The sequence below is a fragment of the Streptomyces sp. KPB2 genome (assembly GCF_003950055.1).
Taxonomy (GTDB): Bacteria; Actinomycetota; Actinomycetes; order Streptomycetales; family Streptomycetaceae; genus Streptomyces; species Streptomyces salinarius.
Genome location: NZ_CP034353.1, coordinates 4,077,317 through 4,093,959, shown reverse-complemented (window position 1 = coordinate 4,093,959; position 16,643 = coordinate 4,077,317). Strand labels below are relative to the sequence as shown.

Below are 16,643 nucleotides of genomic sequence, written 5' to 3'. Positions count from 1 at the left end.
GTCGTGCGGTGCGTGCGCGCACTGCCCACCTGGTACTGCTTACTGATCGTATCCACGCGCCGGTCGATCGGCTGGTTCCCCCTGTCGGCCCGGTCGACGGGTGTCGACGCCTGTCAGAGTTCCCGCGTTTCCGCCGGAGCTCCCCTTCGAACTCCCGCGCTCCCTTCGGGTGTGCTCCCTCGGGTACTCATGCCCAGGATCGTAGAGGCGGCCGCAGACCAGTGTCCCGCACCCGACCGCGGTCCCCTACCGGCTCCTGGGGAGACGGGCCGGACCGGTACGAGGTTGATACGTGAACGGCCACGGACCGGGACGAGTGCCCGAAGGAGGGCGGGCGCCCCGGTCCGCCCCGGTCCGCCCGGGGAAAGGGATGTGAATCGACCCCTTCCAGCGTGCTAATGTTCTCGTGTCGGAAGGCGCCGGACCGCAAGGAAAGGCCCGGAAGACACACCCAATGCGCGGGTGGCGGAATAGGCAGACGCGCTGGATTCAGGTTCCAGTGCCCGCAAGGGCGTGGGGGTTCAACTCCCCCCTCGCGCACCAGCCGGAAGCCCCCCAGGTCTCGGACCTGGGGGGCTTCCGCATGTCCGGGCGCGGTGGCCCGTGGTGTGTGCGCCGGGTGTGCGCTGTGAGGAAGGTCTCAGGACTCCGGCTGCCACAGGGCCGGCACGTTGGGCGGCTCCCAGCCGGTCATCGAGGTGTGCGCCTGGAGGCAGCGGTAGGAGCGTCCGCCGTACGTCACCCGGTCACCGGAGGTATAGGCGTGGCCGCTTGTCCAGGTGCCGCCCGGCGGATCGGTCGGGGGGTCGGTGGGCGGGTCCGTGGGGCCGGTGTCGCCGTCCACGTTCAGCACGAAGTCGAAGGTGCCCTCCTTGCCGCCGCCGGCGCCGCGGACGTTCATCAGCAGGGCCGGGTCGAAGATCATGTCCGTGCTGTTGCGGGGCTCGCCGGGGAAGTACAGCTGGGTGGTCAGGATCGGCTCGCCGGGGGCCTGCACCTTGACGTGGATGTGCCGGGTGCGGCCGGGGTAGAGGCCGGGGACGATCGTCTTCAGGGCGAAGGCGCCGGTGGCGTCGGTGAACTGGTGGCCGCGGAAGGTGTAGCCGGCCATGTCGTAGTCGCCGTTGTCGTCGGCCTGCCAGAAGTCGAGCAGCACGCCGGACAGCGGGACGCAGTTGCGGCCGAAGACGTAGCCGCTGACGGTCAGCGGGGTGCCCGGGGTGCCGGGCGTCACCAGGTTGGTGCGCAGCGGCGAGTTCGGCTTGAAGTACGGGCCCTCCATCTGGTCGGGCGTCAGGTCGTCGCCGTCGTCGCAGTACGGCGTCGGCGTCAGCGTCCGGCCGTCGGAGGAGCGGGCGGCGTCCCGGGCCAGCGCGACGCCGCCGGTGGCGAGCAGGGGGACGGCGGCACCGGCGGCGACGGCCGCCCTGAGCAGCGTCTTGCGGCTGATGCCGCGGTCCGCGCCGGAGCCCTGGCCGGGTCCGGGCCTGGGGCCGGGCTTGGGCTCGTCGGGGGTGGTGGGGGTGTCGGAGGTCATGGCGGTTCCTCGGTCTCCTCGGTGGTTGGTCCCTCGGGGAAGCTGAACGGGACGTGCGACATCCGGGACGTCGGGGACAGGGGGCGCGCCCGCCGGCGCGGGGCAGGCTGCTGTGGTTGCTTCGACGGGCGCGCTCCGTGGTGATCGCTGGCCACGGTAGGCGCGCCGCGGGGGCCGGGGGCACCTCCTGTTTCGCCCTCTGCCCGGCGTTATGCGGGGCGGTGGGCCGGGGCGTGTACGGGCGGTGCGGTGCGGCGGTACGGTCGGGGCGCGCCGGGTGGGGCGGGGGTCGGTCGCGGGTTCGGGTCCGGGGCCGGGTTCGGATCCAGGTCCGGGAGCGGCGACGCGGACCGGCTCGGCGCCGGGCGGTGGTCGGCGGTGGCGCGGGGCGGTTCACGGACGGGTCGCGTGTGCGGCCGGGTCGTGTCCCGGAGCGGCCGGGTCGCTTGCCCGGCCAGGTACGACGACGCACGGCGGGCAGGCCGGACGGGCAGGCCGGACGTGCGAGCCGGACGTGCGAGCCGGACGGGCGGGTCGCTGGTGCGCCGCACAGCGGGTCGGCGTATCGGGCGGCCCGGGGCCGGCGCACGGCCCGACGCACGGCACCCGCGCGCGGCAGGCACGATGCACGGGCAACACGAGGCACAGGCAAGATGCACAGCAAGACGCACAGGGCGGACGAAGACGCGGAGGGGGCCGGGATGACCGGGGCGACGGCGGGGGCGGGCACGCAGGCGGCGACGGCCGGGGAGGCGGCGACCGGAGCGGTGCCGGTGGCGCGTACGGGCGGGGACGGCGAGGGGACGGCGGCAGGCACCGCGCGGGGCGGGCGGATGCCGGTCGTCCCGGGGTTCGCGCGCTGGCCCGCGGCCGGCTCGCCGAAGGCGGAGGGCAAGGCGCTGCGCAGCCGCGTCGCGCGGACCGCGCACGCCGCGCTCGACCTGGACGCCGCCCGCCCGGACGCGGTGACCGCGGTCGAGGAGTCCAACCGCGGCCGGATACCGGGGCTCGCCCCGATCCGCGCGGGGCGGATGGCGGCCACCCCGTTCGCGTTCCTGCGCGGGTCGGCCGGCCTGATGGCGTACGACCTGGCGCGCACGCCGGTGACCGGGATCGGCGCCCAGATCTGCGGTGACGCGCACGCCGCCAACTTCGGCCTCTACGGCGACGCCCGCGGCCGTCTGGTCATCGACCTGAACGACTTCGACGAGACGGTCCACGGCCCCTGGGAGTGGGACCTCAAGCGGCTCGCCGCCTCGCTCGTCCTCGCGGGCCGGGAGGCCGGTGCCGACGAGGACACCTGCCGCGAGGCCGCCCACGACGCGACCGGCGCGTACCGGCGCACCATGCGGCTGCTGGCGAGGCTCCCCGCGCTGGACGCCTGGAACGCCATCGCCGACGAGGAACTCGTCTCCCACACCGACGCCCACGACCTGCTCGGCACCCTGGAACGGGTCTCGGAGAAGGCGCGCGCCAACACCAGCGGGCGCTTCGCCGCCAAGTCGACCGAGTCCACCGAGGACGGCGGGCGGCGCTTCGTGGACGCGGCGCCGGTGCTGCGCCGGGTGACGGACGCCGAGGCGGCGACGGTCGCCGGTGCCCTGGAGGCGTACCTGGGCACGCTCTCCGAGGACCGGCTGCCGCTGCTGGCCCGGTACGCGGTGCACGACGTGGCCTTCCGGGTCGTCGGCACCGGCAGCGTCGGCACGCGGTCGTACGTCGTGCTGCTCCTGGACCACCGGGGCGAACCGCTCGTGCTCCAGGTCAAGGAGGCCAGGGCCTCCGCGCTGCTGCCCCACCTGGCGGCCGCCGGGTTCGAGGCCCCCGAGGCCGGTCACGAGGGCCGCCGGGTGGTCCTGGGACAGAAGCGGATGCAGGTGGTCAGCGACATCCTGCTGGGCTGGACCTCGGTCGAGGGACGGCCCTTCCAGGTGCGGCAGTTCCGCAACCGCAAGGGCAGCGTCGACCCCGCCGCCCTGGCCGCCGACCAGCTGGACGACTACGGCCGCATGACCGGCGCCCTGCTGGCCCGGGCCCACGCGCACAGCGCCGACCCGCGGCTGATCGCGGGCTACTGCGGCAAGAACGGCGAGCTGGACGAGGCGGTCGCCGCCTTCGCCGTCGCCTACGCCGACCGCACCGAGGCGGACCACGCCGCGCTGGTGGCCGCGGTGCGCACGGGGCGGGTCGCGGCGGAGCTGGGGGTGTGACGGGAGCGGTGGGGAGCGCGTGGGCGGCTCCCCTCGCGGACACCCCCTAGGCTGGTCGGGTGACGACGCCGGAAGCTGAGCCCGAGCAGGAGGGTGCGCCGCGTCCCGAGGAACGGCTGGAACGGGCCGTACGGGCCGCCGAGCAGGCACTCATCGAGTACGAGATCGCGCTGGAGACCTTCCGCGTGGAGGTCGAGAACTTCTCACGGCTGCACGAGCAGCGGCTCGGCCCGGTGTACGCCCGGCTCGAGGAGCTGGAGGCGCAGATCCTCGAGGCCACGGCGGCCCGCACGGGCGACGACGAGGACCGGCGCCGGGCCGACGAGGCGCGGGCCCGGCTGATGCCGATCCCCGGGGTCGAGGAGCTGCTGAACGGCTGGATGGACGGGGACGGGCTGTTCCCTGAGGCGGCCGCGATGCTCACGGACCAGGCGGTCCGGCCCCCGCAGCGGGTCCGGCCCGGCGAGGAGGCCCGCAAGCTCTACCGCGAGCTGGCCCGCAAGGCCCACCCCGACCTGGCGCAGGAGGAGTCCGAGCGGGTCCGGCGCGAGGAGTTCATCACCCGCGTCAACGCCGCCTACGCCCGTGGCGACGCCGCGCAGCTGCGCGAGCTGGCCGAGGAGTGGGCCGCCGGGCCGGTGCCCGAGCGGCGCCCGAGCCGCGCCGAGGAGCTGTACGTCCGGCTCGAGTGGCTCGACCGGCGCAAGGAGATGCTCACGCTGCTCGCCAAGGAGCTGGAGGAGAGCGCGATCGGCGCCATGCTCAGGCTGGCCCCGGAGGACCCCGACCGGCTGCTGGAGGAGATCGCCGAGCAGCTGGCCACCCAGGTGCGCGAGCGGGAGACGGAGCTGGCGGGGATCCTCGCCCAGGACTGAGCCGGCTGCGGCTCCGGTAGCGTCTGGGGCATGAGTTTCGGAGCTGGTGTGCCCACGGTCGGGATCGACGACCTCAAGGACGGCGACTTCCTGCTGGACGTCCGCGAGGACGACGAGTGGCAGGCGGGTCATGCCGCCGGGGCGCTGCACATTCCCCTGAGCGAGTTCGTGGCCCGCTACGGTGAGCTGGCCGAGGCCGCGCCCCAGGACGGCCGGGTGCACGTGCTCTGCCGCGTCGGGGGCCGCTCGGCGCAGGTCACCATGTACCTGGTCCAGCAGGGCGTCGACGCGGTGAACGTCGACGGTGGCATGCAGGAGTGGGCCGCGGCCGGGCGTCCCGTGGTGGACGACAAGGGTGAGCCCGGGCACGTCCTCTAGGGAGTGCCGGGGGCGCCGGTACGCCGTCCCCGCCGGCTCCGGGGGGTCGCGCCGGATGTGGCGACGGCCACGGTGCGGCCGGTCCGCCGGGGGCTGTGCGGGCGGCCGGTCCTGAGTACCGTTCCCGTTCGAACGTCGCCGAGCGGCCGCACGGGCGGCGCTGGGCGTCCCGTGACGGGACGTGCGGATGGACGGATCGGGACCGAACGGGGCGGAATGGACGCGTACGACAAGGATCCGGCCGCCGGGCAGGGGCAGGCGCCGGGGCCGGGGCCGGACGGCGGAGCCGCCCCGGAGGAGACCGGCGCGACCGAAACCGGCACCACCGGAACCGGTGCGAACGTAACCGGTGCGAACGTAACGGGCATCACCGGAACCGGCGCGACCGACGGGTCGGCCGTCGGGGAAACCGTCGCCGCACCTCCCACCCCCGCCCCCGCCCCCGCTCCGGCCCCCGAGCCCCGTACCGGCGTCGCCGCGCTGTCCCCGCGCTACCAGATCGGTGCCGTGGTCGCCCTCGCGGTGGTCGCGGTCGCCGTCTGCGCCCATCTGGGCCTGGTGTTCCTGCACGTGGCCCCGTCCAACACGCTCACCAAGCAGCACGGCGCCGCGGTGGACGAGTGGGTGTTCCCGGAGTTCGAGCAGAACTGGAAGCTCTTCGCACCCAACCCGCTCCAGCAGAACGTCTCCGTCCAGGTCCGTGCCGAGGTCAGCACGGCGGACGGCGGGATACGGACCACCGGCTGGTACGACCTGTCCGCCGAGGACGGCCGGGCCATCGCCGGCAATCCGCTGCCGAGCCACACCCGGCAGAACGAACTGCGCCGGGCCTGGGACTTCTTCGTCGCGACCCACGACTCCGAGGACCGCCCGGTGGGCCTGCGGGGCTCCCTCTCCGAGACGTATCTGCGGCGCATCGCGCTGCTGCGCCTGGACCGCAACGACGCCGCCGGGCCGGGCGGTGTGGTCGAGCGCGTCCAGTACCGTTCCCGGACCACGAACGTGGCCCCGCCCTCGTGGAGCGGCGAGAAGGTCTCCGGCCGCCCGACCGTGCGCGAGCTGCCCTGGTGGTCCGTGGCCGCGGAGACCGGGGGCGCGAGGACCGAAGCGGCCGGGGCGGCCGGAAGGGAAGGGGGCGCCGCGTGAACGGCATCGTCCTCTCGGTCTCCCGCTCCATCGCCCGTGTCACGGGCGCCGCGCTCGGTCCGTACCAGACCGCCGTGGTCCGCATCGGCTTCGCCGCGACCTGGCTGCTCTTCCTGCTGCGTGAACTGCCGCACCGGCACGAGCTGTACGGTCCGGACGGGCCCTGGGGCCACGACCTCGCCGAGCAGCTGATCGCGGACAACGGCGCCTTCACGGTGCTGATGTGGTCGGACGGGCGGGCCTGGTTCGAGATCGTCTACGCGGTGGCCGTCCTGAGCAGCGTGCTGCTCCTGCTGGGCTGGCGCACCCGCACCATGTCCGTGCTGTTCATGGTCGGTGTGCTCTCGCTGCAGAACCGCAGCGTGTTCATGGGGGACGGCGGCGACAACGTCGTTCACCTGATGAGCATCTACCTGGTCCTCACCCGGTGTGGCCAGGTGTGGTCGCTGGACGCGCGCCGTGCCCGGCGGGCGGCGGCGGCACGCGCGCGCGGGGAGCGGGTCGTGGACCGGGTCGGGCCGGTGCTGTGGAGCGCCTTGGGGTTCGGGCTGGTGGCGGTGACGTCGGCGGGCCTGCTCGACGGCGACTGGTTCGTCCCGGCGTTGCTGTGGGCGGTGTGGGTCTCGCTGGGCCTGTGGTGGGTCGTCGGGCGGGGCCCGGAGGGCGGTCAGCCGCGCATCCTGCTGGACGTGGTCACCCATGTCGTCCACAACGGCGCGCTGGTCGTGATCATGGCCGAGGCGTGTCTGATCTACGCCACGGCGGGCTGGTACAAGATCCAGGGCTCGCGCTGGCAGGACGGCACGGCCGTCTACTACCCGCTGAACCTGGACTACTTCACGCCGTGGCCCGCGCTGTCCGACGCGCTGGCCGCCAACGGCACGATGATCATGCTCATCACGTACGGCACGGTCGCCGTGCAGGTCGCGTTCCCGTTCACGCTGTTCAACCGGCGGGTCAAGAACGTGCTCCTCGCCGTGATGATGACCGAGCACGCGGTGATCGCCGTGACGCTCGGGCTGCCGTTCTTCTCGCTGGCGATGATCGCGGCCGACGCGGTCTTCCTGCCGACCTCGTTCCTGCGCCGACTGGGCGACTGGGCGGCACGCGCGCGTGGCCGGATGTTGCGCCGGGTGCCCTCGCCGCTGTTCGCGGGAACGGCGGACGGGCACGGGGCCGGTCGTACGACGACGCCGCCGCTGCCCGGGCCCCGCACCCGGGAAGGCGAGCGTGCGACGGGTGCCGGAGCCGAAGCTGAGGCCGGGGCTGGGACCGGAGCCGAGGCCGGGGCCGGGAACGGGCCGGGAGCGGGCGTCGTGGACCGGAAGGGCCCCGGCCCCCCGCACGTAGGCTTCCGCACATGACCGACCCCGCCGCCTCCGGACCGCCCGCCGACTGGCATCTGCACGCCGGCCGGTGCGTGCTGCTGGACGGCTTCCACGCCCTCAAGCACGCGCTCCGGTTCGGCGCCGAGGTGCCGGTGGCGGTCACCAGCGACCGCGCGGGCGCCCTGGCCCTCGCCGACGAGCTGGCACCGGACCTGCGCGGGGCGCTGGCGGGGTTGCTGACCGAGGTGTCGCACCAGGTGTACGCGTCGCTGGTCGCCCGGCCGCACCCGACCGCGGTGGCCGCCCTGGCCGTACGGCCCTCCCGGGCGGAGGGCCTGGAGGTGCTGGCACGCACGCCCCGCCGCGCCCCCGTCGTGGTCCTCGACCAGCCGCGCAACCTCGGCAACGCGGGCGCGGTGATCCGGCTGGCCGCCGGTTTCGGGGCGACCGGTGTCGTCACCACCGGCACGCTCGACCCCTGGCACCCCACGGTGGTGCGCGGCGGGGCGGGGCTGCACTTCGCGACCGTCGTGGAGCGGCTGGAGGTCGGCGAGCTGCCGCCGGGTCCGGTGTTCGCGCTCGACCCGGAGGGTGAGGACATCCGGGGGCTGAAGCTCCCGGACGACGCGCTGCTCGCGTTCGGCTCCGAGCGCAGCGGGCTCTCGCCGGAGCTGCGGGCGCGGGCCGACCACCTGGTGGCGCTGCCGATGCGCCCCCAGGTCTCCAGCTACAACCTCGCGACCAGTGTGGCCATGACGCTGTACCACTGGAGCGCCACCGGGGGCGCACCGCAGGTGCCGTAGGGCCGCGGCGGCCGCGGCGCCGTGGTGGTGCCGTCGACTCAGGCCGGGCGGCGGACCTCCACCACCCGGAAGCGGTTGGCCACGAAGGCGCCGTCGCACAGGGCCGCGTTGGCCGCCGGGTTGCCGCCCGAGCCGTGGAAGTCGGAGAAGGCGGCCGTCTGGTTGACGTACACCCCGCCGGTGAGGTTCAGGGAGAGCTGGGCCGCCTCGTCCAGGCAGGCCTCCTGCACGGCCTCCTCGACCTCCGGGTCGGTCGTGTACGCGCCCACCGTCATCGCGCCCTGCTCACGGACGCTGCGGCGCAGCAGCTCCACGGCGTGGGCCGCCGAGTCGACGGCGACGGCGAAGGAGACCGGGCCGAAGCACTCGCTGGTGTAGGCGGCCTCGTCCTCGGGCTTGGCGCCGTCCAGCTTGACGATCACCGGGGTGCGCACCACCGCGTCCGGGAACTCCGGGTTGGTGACCTCGCGGGAGGCGAGGGCGACCTCGCCGAGTCCGGCGGCGGCCTCCAGGCGGGCCTTGACGTCCGGGTTGACGATGGCGCCGAGCAGGGCGTTCGCCCGGGCGTCGTCGCCTAGGAGGCCGTCGACGGCGCGGGCCAGGTCGGCGGTGACCTCGTCGTAGGACTTGTCGCCCTGGTCGGTGCGGATGCCGTCGCGGGGGATCAGCAGGTTCTGCGGGGTGGTGCACATCTGGCCGCTGTACAGGGAGAGCGAGAAGGCCAGGTTGGCCAGCATGCCCTTGTAGTCGTCGGTCGACTCCACGAGCACCGTGTTGACGCCGGCCTTCTCCGTGTACACCTGGGCCTGACGGGCGTTGGCCTCCAGCCAGTCGCCGAAGGCGGTGGAGCCGGTGTAGTCGATGATCCGGATCTCCGGGCGGGTGGCCAGGGTCTTGGCGATGCCCTCGCCGGAGCGTTCGGCGGCCAGCGCGACCAGGTTCGCGTCGAAGCCGGCCTCGGTGAGGACCTCGCGGGCGACCTGGACGGTCAGCGCGAGCGGCAGCACCGCGCGGGGGTGCGGCTTGACCAGGACCGCGTTGCCGGTGGCGAGGGAGGCGAACAGGCCCGGGTAGCCGTTCCACGTCGGGAAGGTGTTGCAGCCGATGACCAGGCCGATGCCGCGGGGGACCGGCGTGAACCGCTTGGTGAGCGCGAGCGGGTCGCGCTTGCCCTGGGGCTTGGTCCACTCCGCCGTGTCGGGGGTGCGGGACTGCTCCGCGTACGCGTAGGCCACGGCCTCCATGCCGCGGTCCTGGGCGTGCGGGCCGCCCGCCTGGAAGGCCATCATGAAGGCCTGTCCCGAGGTGTGCATGACCGCCTGGGCGAACTCCATGGTCCGGTCGGCGATCCGCTTGAGGATCTCCAGGCAGACCATCGCGCGCAGCTCCGCGCCCGCGTCCCGCCACGCCTTCTGGCCGGCCTTCATGGCGGGCAGCAGCACGTCGAGGTCCGCGTGCGGGTACTCGACGCCCAGCTCGATCCCGTACGGGGAGACCTCGCCGCCGACCCAGCCGTCGGTGCCGGGCTGGCCGAGGTCGAGGCGGGTGCCGGCCAGGGCGTCGAAGGCGGCCTTGCCCGCGGCCGTGTCCAGGCTGCCGTTCTCCCCGTAGGCCTTGGGGTGCTCGGGGTGGGGGGACCAGTACGCGCGCGTGCGGATCGTCTCCAGCGCCAGGTCCAGGGTCGGCCGGTGCTGGGCGATCAGCTGGTGTGCGGTGAGTTCGGCGGCCATGCGGGACCAACTCCTCGTCTCTCACGGGCTCCCGACGCGCCGCCGACGCTCCGTCGGCCGTCTGTCGAGTCCGTGGACCTGGGGGGAAACCTGGGCAGAAACAGGCGGACACGGCTAGAGTAACCGAACGATCGGTCGGGACAAGGGGGTCCGCCGCATCTGTGGAAAACCCCGTGCGGGAGGATCGCGCACATGACAGCACTGGACCTCAGCAGCCCCGTGGCCGTCGTCGGCACCGGCACCATGGGCCAGGGCATCGCCCAGGTGGCGCTGGTCGCGGGCCATCCCGTGCGGCTGTACGACGCCGTCGCCGGGCGGGCCCGGGAAGCGGCCGACGCGATCGGCGCCCGGCTCGACCGGCTCGTCGAGAAGGACCGCCTCACCGGCGCCGAACGGGACGCCGCCCGCGCCCGGCTCACGTCCGCCGAGACCCTCTCCGACCTGGCCGGCTGCGCGCTCGTCGTCGAGGCGGTCGTGGAGCGGCTGGACGTCAAGCAGGAGCTGTTCCGGGCCCTGGAGGACGTGGTCGGCGACGACTGCCTGCTCGCCACCAACACCTCCTCCCTGTCCGTCACCGCCGTCGGCGGCGCGCTGCGCATACCCGGGCGCTTCGTCGGCCTGCACTTCTTCAACCCAGCGCCGTTGCTGCCGCTGGTGGAGGTGGTCGCCGGCGCCGCCACCGACCCCGCGTCGGCCACGCGCGCGTACGAGACGGCCCGCGCCTGGGGCAAAACCCCGGTCGCCTGCGCCGACACCCCCGGCTTCATCGTCAACCGCATCGCCCGGCCCTTCTACGCCGAGGCCTTCGCGCTCCACGAGGAGCGGGCCGCGGACCCGGCCACCATCGACGCCGTGCTGCGCGAGTCCGGCGGCTTCAGGATGGGCGCCTTCGAGCTGACCGACCTCATCGGGCAGGACGTCAACGAGTCCGTCACGCACTCCGTGTGGCAGTCGTTCTTCCAGGACGTGCGCTTCACCCCGTCGCTGGCCCAGCGCCGCCTGGTCGAGTCCGGCCGGTTCGGCCGCAAGAGCGGGCGGGGCTGGTACGACTACCGGGACGGCGCCGAGCGCCCCGAGCCGCACACCGCCGAACCGGCCGATCCGCCCGCGCACGTCGTCGTCGAAGGGGACCTGGGACCGGCCGCCGACCTCGTCGCGCTGATCCGCGAGGCGGGCATCGAGGTCCGCGAGGCGGGCGGGGACACCGCCGGGTCGCTCGTGCTGCCCGGCGGCGGCCGGCTCCGTCTCACCGACGGAAGGACCTCGGCCGGGCTCGGCGGCGTCGTCCACTTCGACCTCGCCCTCGACTACCGGCGGGCCGGCCGGATCGCCCTCGCTCCCGCGGGGACCACCCCGCCCCGGGCCCTCGCCGAGGCCACCGGCCTCTTCCAGGCGCTCGGCAAGAAGGTCAGCGTCGTCGGCGACGTGCCCGGCATGATCGTGGCGCGCACGGTCGCGCGGATCGTCGACCTGGCGTACGACGCGGTCGACCGCGGCGTGGCCTCGGCGGCCGACGTCGACACCGCCATGCGCCTCGGCGTGAACTACCCGCTCGGTCCCGTCGAATGGGGTCGCGGGCTGGGCCTGAGGTGGGTGTACGAGCTGCTCGTCGCGTTGCGCCGGCTCGACCCGTCCGGGCGCCACGCACCGTCCCTCGCGCTCCACCGCCACACGCACGTCTCCGACGCCGGGGAGGGCACCCCCTCATGACCACCGCCAGGCGCGACACGTACACGCCGGAGACGCTGCTGTCCGTCGCCGTGCAGGTCTTCATCGAGCGCGGCTACGACGGCACCTCCATGGAGCACCTGTCCAAGGCGGCCGGGATCTCCAAGTCGTCGATATACCACCACGTCAGCGGCAAGGAGGAGCTGCTGCGCCGGGCCGTGAGCCGGGCCCTGGACGAGCTCTTCGGGATCCTCGACGAGGAGCACGCGCGCGTGGGGTCCGCCGCCGGGCGCCTGGAGTACGTCGTGCGGCGCATGGTCGAGGTGCTCATGGCGGAGCTGCCCTACGTGACGCTGCTGCTGCGGGTGCGCGGCAACACCGACACCGAGCGGTGGGCGCTGGAGCGGCGGCGCGAGTTCGACCACCGGGTCGCCGCCCTGCTGAAGGCGGCGGCGGCCGAGGGGGACGTCCGCGCGGACGTGGAGGTGCGGCTCGCGACGCGCCTGGTCTTCGGCATGATCAACTCGATCGTCGAGTGGTACCGCCCGGAGGGACCCGACGGCCGGGGCGGCGCAGGGGGCGCCGGTGAGGGCGAAGTGGTCGACGCGGTGGTGCGGCTGGTCTTCGGCGGGCTGCGCAAGGCGTCCTGAGCGGCACCGCGGGAGTGGCCCTCAGCCCTGCGGTTCGAGGTCCTCGGTCTCGAAGACCAGCAGCGTGCGGGTGCTGAGCACCTCCGGGATGGCCTGGAGGCGGCTGAGCACCAGCTCGCGCAGGGCCCGGTTGTCCGGGGTGTGCACCAGCAGCAGTACGTCGAAGTCGCCGCCCACCAGCGCGATGTGCGAGGCCCCGGGCAGCTTGCGCAGCTCGGCGCGGACCGTGCGCCACGAGTTCTGGACGATCTTGAGGGTGATGTACGCCGAGGTGCCGTGCCCCGCGCGTTCGTGGTCGACGCGGGCGCCGAAACCGCGGATGACGCCGTCCTCCACGAGCCGGTTGATGCGCGCGTAGGCGTTGGCCCGCGAGACGTGCACCCGCTCCGCGACCGACCGTATGGAGGCGCGGCCGTCCGCCTGGAGCATGCGCAGGATGTCCTGGTCGATGGCGTCCAGCGGGCGCGGGGGCGGCGGGGTGCCGGGCTCGTCCGGACCGCCGCCCTCCCCGGGGCGATCGGCCATTTGTTCAGATGCCACGTGCCCCCGCCTTCCCCAGATGGACGTACTGCGTCCATCACAGGCTGTGGAGAACCGTTTGTCCACAGCCTGGGGCCGCCTGTAGCCAAAATGTGCCGGCGACCGAACAATCGGTAGGTGAGGCCCGTCACACCCGTGGCGAGCCCAGAGCCGTCTCCCACGAGGAGGTGCCGTCATGACGGTCATGGAGCAGCGGGGCGCGTACCGGCCCACACCGCCGCCCGCCTGGCAGCCCCGTACCGACCCCGCGCCGCTGCTGCCGGACGCCGAGCCGTACCGCGTCCTCGGCACGAAGGCCGCGGACCGAGCCGACACCGGGCTGCTGCGCACGCTGTACGCCCGGCTGGTGCGCGGCCGCCGCTACAACGCGCAGGCCACGGCGCTGACCAAGCAGGGCCGGCTGGCCGTCTACCCCTCCAGCACCGGCCAGGAGGCGTGCGAGATCGCCGCCGCGCTGGTCCTCGAGGAGCGGGACTGGCTCTTCCCCAGCTACCGCGACACCCTCGCGGTCGTCTCGCGCGGCGTCGACCCCGTCGAGGCGCTCACCCTGCTGCGCGGCGACTGGCACACCGGCTACGACCCCTACGAGCACCGGGTCGCCCCGCTCTCCACACCGCTGGCCACCCAGCTGCCGCACGCCGTGGGCCTCGCCCACGCCGCCCGCCTCAAGGGCGACGACGTGGTGGCGCTGGCCATGGTCGGCGACGGCGGCACCAGCGAGGGCGACTTCCACGAGGCGCTGAACTTCGCCGCCGTCTGGCAGGCCCCGGTCGTCTTCCTGGTGCAGAACAACGGCTTCGCGATCTCCGTCCCGCTCGACAAGCAGACCGCCGCCCCGTCGCTGGCCCACAAGGCCGTCGGCTACGGGATGCCCGGCCGCCTGGTCGACGGCAACGACGCCGCCGCGGTGCACGAGGTCCTGTCCGACGCCGTGCGCCGCGCGCGTGCGGGCGGCGGCCCCACGCTGGTGGAGGCGGTGACGTACCGCGTCGACGCGCACACCAACGCCGACGACGCCACGCGCTACCGGGGCGACGCCGAGGTGGAGACCTGGCGCCGGCACGACCCGGTCGAGCTGCTGGAGCGGGAGCTGACCGAGCGCGGCCTGCTCGACGAGGAGGGCATCCGCGCCGCCCGCGAGGACGCCGAGACCATGGCCGCGGACCTGCGAGCCCGGATGAACCAGGACCCCGAGCTGGACCCCCTGGAGCTGTTCGACCACGTCTACGCCGAGCCCACACCGCAGCTGCGCGAGCAGCGGGACCAACTGCGTGCGGAGCTGGCGGCGGAGGCGGAGACCGGGGCCGCGTCCACCGCACCCGAAGGGGGACACCGATGACCACCGTCGCCGTCAAGCCGGCCACCATGGCGCAGGCCCTCACGCGCGCGCTGCGCGACGCCATGGCCGCCGACCCGGGCGTGCACGTCCTCGGCGAGGACGTGGGCACGCTCGGCGGCGTCTTCCGGGTCACCGACGGACTCGCCGCGGAGTTCGGCGAGGACCGCTGCACGGACACCCCGCTCGCCGAGGCGGGCATCCTCGGCACGGCCGTCGGCATGGCGATGTACGGGCTGCGCCCGGTCGTCGAGATGCAGTTCGACGCCTTCGCCTACCCGGCGTTCGAGCAGGTCGTCAGCCATGTCACCAAGATGCGCAACCGCACGCGCGGGAAGATGCCCCTGCCGCTGACCATCCGCGTCCCCTACGGCGGCGGGATCGGCGGCGTCGAGCACCACAGCGACTCGTCCGAGGCGTACTACATGGCGACTCCGGGGCTCCATGTCGTCACGCCCGCGACCGTCGCCGACGCCTACGGGCTGCTGCGCGCGTCCATCGCCTCCGACGACCCGGTGGTCTTCCTCGAGCCCAAGCGGTTGTACTGGTCGAAGGACACCTGGAACCCCGAGGAGCCCGCACCCGTTGAGCCGATGGGCCGCGCGGTGGTGCGGCGCTCCGGCCGGAGCGCCACGCTCATCACGTACGGACCGTCGCTGGCCGTCTGCATGGAGGCGGCCGAGGCGGCCCGGGCCGAGGGCTGGGACCTCGAAGTCGTCGATCTGCGCTCCCTGGTGCCGTTCGACGACGAGACGGTGTGCGCCTCGGTGCGGCGGACGGGACGCGCGGTGGTCGTCCACGAGTCGGGCTCCTTCGGGGGTCCGGGCGGGGAGATCGCGGCCCGGGTCACGGAGCGCTGCTTCCACCACCTGGAGGCGCCGGTGCTGCGGGTGGCCGGATTCGACATCCCGTATCCTCCGCCGATGCTGGAGCGTCACCACCTGCCCGGTGTGGACCGCATCCTGGACGCCGTGGGGCGCCTGCAGTGGGAGGCCGAGAGCTGATGGCACACGCTTCTGACGGTCGCAGCATGGAGTTCAAACTCCCCGACCTCGGTGAGGGGCTCACCGAGGCGGAGATCGTGCGCTGGCTGGTCGAGGTCGGCGATGTGGTCGCCGTCGACCAGCCGGTCGTCGAGGTCGAGACGGCCAAGGCGATGGTCGAGGTGCCCTGCCCCTACGGCGGTGTGGTCACCGCCCGCTTCGGCGAGGAGGGCACGGAGCTGCCCGTCGGGGCGCCGCTGGTGACCGTGGCGGTGGGCGAGGCGGCTGCCGACGGACCGGCACGGGAGCGCGGCGCCGGTGACGGTGCCGCACCGACGCCGGCCGCCGAGCCGCCCGCCGCCGAGCCGAAGCCGGAGGGCTCCGGCAACGTTCTGGTCGGCTACGGCACCTCCGAGGCGCCCGCGCGGCGGCGCAGGGTGCGGCCCGACCGGCCGGCGGCCACCGGGGCGTCCGGGCGGGCGAACGGCCGCGTTCGCGCGGCGGAGCCGGTGGGCGGCGCGGTCGGTACGGCGGAGCCGGTGGACGGCCCGGTCCCGGTCATCTCCCCGTTGGTGCGCAGGCTGGCCCGGCAGCACGACCTGGACCTGCGCGAGCTGACGGGCTCCGGCCCGGACGGGCTGATCCTGCGGGCGGACGTCGAGTACGCGCTGCGGGCCGCCGCCGCACAGGGCGGCCGTACGGCGGACCGGGAGGCCGGGGCCGGTGGGGCATCGGCCGGCGCCGCTGCCCACGCCGCCTCGCCCTCCGACGGCACCCGCGTCCCCCTCAAGGGCGTGCGCGGCGCCGTCGCCGACAAGCTCTCCCGCAGCCGGCGCGAGATCCCCGACGCGACCTGCTGGGTGGACGCCGACGCGACCGAGCTGATGCGGGCGCGCACCGCGATGAACGCGTCCGGCGGGCCGAAGATCTCCCTGGTCGCCCTGCTGGCCCGGATCTGCACGGCGGCCCTGGCCCGGTTCCCGGAGCTGAACTCGACGGTGGACACCGAGGCCCGGGAGATCGTCCGGCTCGACGGGGTGCACCTCGGCTTCGCCGCCCAGACGGACCGCGGTCTCGTCGTGCCGGTGGTGCGGGACGCCCACGCGCGGGACGCCGAGTCGCTCACCGCGGAGTTCGCCCGGCTGACCGAGGCGGCCCGCGCCGGCCGGCTGACCCCGGGGGAGCTGACCGGCGGCACCTTCACGCTGAACAACTACGGCGTGTTCGGCGTCGACGGCTCCACGCCGATCATCAACCACCCCGAGGCGGCCATGCTCGGCGTCGGCCGCATCGTCCCCAAGCCGTGGGTGCACGACGGCGAGTTGGCGGTGCGTCAGGTCGTGCAGCTCTCGCTCACCTTCGACCACCGGGTGTGCGACGGCGGCACGGCGGGCGGTTTCCTGCGGTACGTGGCGGACTGCGTGGAACAGCCGGCGGTGCTGCTGCGGACCCTGTGACC

14 protein-coding genes and 1 tRNA gene are annotated in these 16,643 nt (G+C 74.2%); 12 read left to right on the top strand and 3 right to left on the bottom strand.

The annotated features are described in order from the left end of the window. Nucleotides 1–456: 456 nt before the first annotated feature. Nucleotides 457–543: transfer RNA gene (locus D1J63_RS18160), tRNA-Leu, on the top strand. Nucleotides 544–640: 97 nt separating this feature from the next. Here D1J63_RS18160 and D1J63_RS18155 read toward each other — a convergent pair. After that, nucleotides 641–1,537 (bottom strand): carbohydrate-binding protein, encoded by an 897-nt coding sequence (locus D1J63_RS18155; RefSeq protein WP_125630004.1) that lies wholly within the window; start codon nucleotides 1,535–1,537, stop codon nucleotides 641–643. Between the two features lie 833 nt (nucleotides 1,538–2,370). On the opposite strand from D1J63_RS18155, the gene D1J63_RS18150 reads away from it, so the two are divergent. The 6 genes from D1J63_RS18150 to D1J63_RS18125 all read left to right on the top strand — a co-directional run bounded on the left by D1J63_RS18150 (nucleotide 2,371) and on the right by D1J63_RS18125 (nucleotide 8,277). Continuing rightward, on the top strand, nucleotides 2,371–3,747 hold the full coding sequence (locus tag D1J63_RS18150; protein ID WP_232250726.1) for a DUF2252 domain-containing protein: 1,377 nt from the start codon (nucleotides 2,371–2,373) through the stop codon (nucleotides 3,745–3,747). Nucleotides 3,748–3,806: 59 nt separating this feature from the next. Next, entirely contained in the window at nucleotides 3,807–4,622 is an 816-nt protein-coding gene (locus tag D1J63_RS18145) for a hypothetical protein (RefSeq protein ID WP_102929542.1), read from the top strand. 48 nt (nucleotides 4,623–4,670) lie between these two features. After that, nucleotides 4,671–5,000, top strand: a complete 330-nt coding sequence (locus tag D1J63_RS18140; protein WP_031043538.1) for a rhodanese-like domain-containing protein — start codon at nucleotides 4,671–4,673, stop codon at nucleotides 4,998–5,000. Nucleotides 5,001–5,216: 216 nt separating this feature from the next. Then, entirely contained in the window at nucleotides 5,217–6,146 is a 930-nt protein-coding gene (locus tag D1J63_RS18135; RefSeq protein WP_164712873.1) for a DUF5819 family protein, read from the top strand. Continuing rightward, nucleotides 6,143–7,510 (top strand): HTTM domain-containing protein, encoded by a 1,368-nt coding sequence (locus tag D1J63_RS18130; RefSeq protein WP_125629998.1) that lies wholly within the window; start codon nucleotides 6,143–6,145, stop codon nucleotides 7,508–7,510. Before D1J63_RS18135 ends, D1J63_RS18130 begins: the two co-directional genes overlap by 4 nt. After that, nucleotides 7,507–8,277, top strand: coding sequence for a TrmH family RNA methyltransferase (locus D1J63_RS18125; RefSeq protein ID WP_125629996.1), 771 nt, complete (start codon nucleotides 7,507–7,509; stop codon nucleotides 8,275–8,277). Before D1J63_RS18130 ends, D1J63_RS18125 begins: the two co-directional genes overlap by 4 nt. A gap of 38 nt (nucleotides 8,278–8,315) precedes the next feature. Here the strand turns inward: D1J63_RS18125 and paaN are convergent, their stop codons facing one another. Beyond that, the gene (gene paaN, locus D1J63_RS18120; protein ID WP_125629994.1) at nucleotides 8,316–10,007 is read right to left on the bottom strand and encodes a phenylacetic acid degradation protein PaaN; all 1,692 of its coding nucleotides are present in this window, start codon (nucleotides 10,005–10,007) and stop codon (nucleotides 8,316–8,318) included. A 192-nt stretch (nucleotides 10,008–10,199) separates the two neighbouring features. On the opposite strand from paaN, the gene D1J63_RS18115 reads away from it, so the two are divergent. Both D1J63_RS18115 and D1J63_RS18110 read left to right on the top strand, forming a co-directional pair. Beyond that, entirely contained in the window at nucleotides 10,200–11,717 is a 1,518-nt protein-coding gene (locus D1J63_RS18115; RefSeq protein WP_125629992.1) for a 3-hydroxyacyl-CoA dehydrogenase, read from the top strand. Then, nucleotides 11,714–12,325, top strand: a complete 612-nt coding sequence (locus D1J63_RS18110; RefSeq protein WP_102929548.1) for a TetR/AcrR family transcriptional regulator — start codon at nucleotides 11,714–11,716, stop codon at nucleotides 12,323–12,325. Before D1J63_RS18115 ends, D1J63_RS18110 begins: the two co-directional genes overlap by 4 nt. 21 nt (nucleotides 12,326–12,346) lie before the next feature. On the opposite strand, the gene D1J63_RS18105 is transcribed toward D1J63_RS18110, so the two are convergent. Then, the gene (locus D1J63_RS18105; protein ID WP_102929549.1) at nucleotides 12,347–12,850 is read right to left on the bottom strand and encodes an Lrp/AsnC family transcriptional regulator; all 504 of its coding nucleotides are present in this window, start codon (nucleotides 12,848–12,850) and stop codon (nucleotides 12,347–12,349) included. Nucleotides 12,851–13,040: 190 nt separating this feature from the next. Here D1J63_RS18105 and pdhA point away from each other — a divergent pair, with 190 nt between their 5' ends. The 3 genes from pdhA to D1J63_RS37570 are packed head-to-tail and all read left to right on the top strand — an operon-like array spanning nucleotide 13,041 to nucleotide 16,641. Continuing rightward, the gene (gene pdhA, locus D1J63_RS18100) at nucleotides 13,041–14,204 is read left to right on the top strand and encodes a pyruvate dehydrogenase (acetyl-transferring) E1 component subunit alpha (RefSeq protein WP_125629990.1); all 1,164 of its coding nucleotides are present in this window, start codon (nucleotides 13,041–13,043) and stop codon (nucleotides 14,202–14,204) included. Further along, nucleotides 14,201–15,205 (top strand): alpha-ketoacid dehydrogenase subunit beta, encoded by a 1,005-nt coding sequence (locus tag D1J63_RS18095; RefSeq protein ID WP_125629988.1) that lies wholly within the window; start codon nucleotides 14,201–14,203, stop codon nucleotides 15,203–15,205. The genes pdhA and D1J63_RS18095 overlap by 4 nt, the downstream gene beginning before the upstream one ends. Beyond that, entirely contained in the window at nucleotides 15,205–16,641 is a 1,437-nt protein-coding gene (locus D1J63_RS37570; RefSeq protein ID WP_125629986.1) for a dihydrolipoamide acetyltransferase family protein, read from the top strand. Before D1J63_RS18095 ends, D1J63_RS37570 begins: the two co-directional genes overlap by 1 nt. Nucleotides 16,642–16,643: the final 2 nt, after the last annotated feature.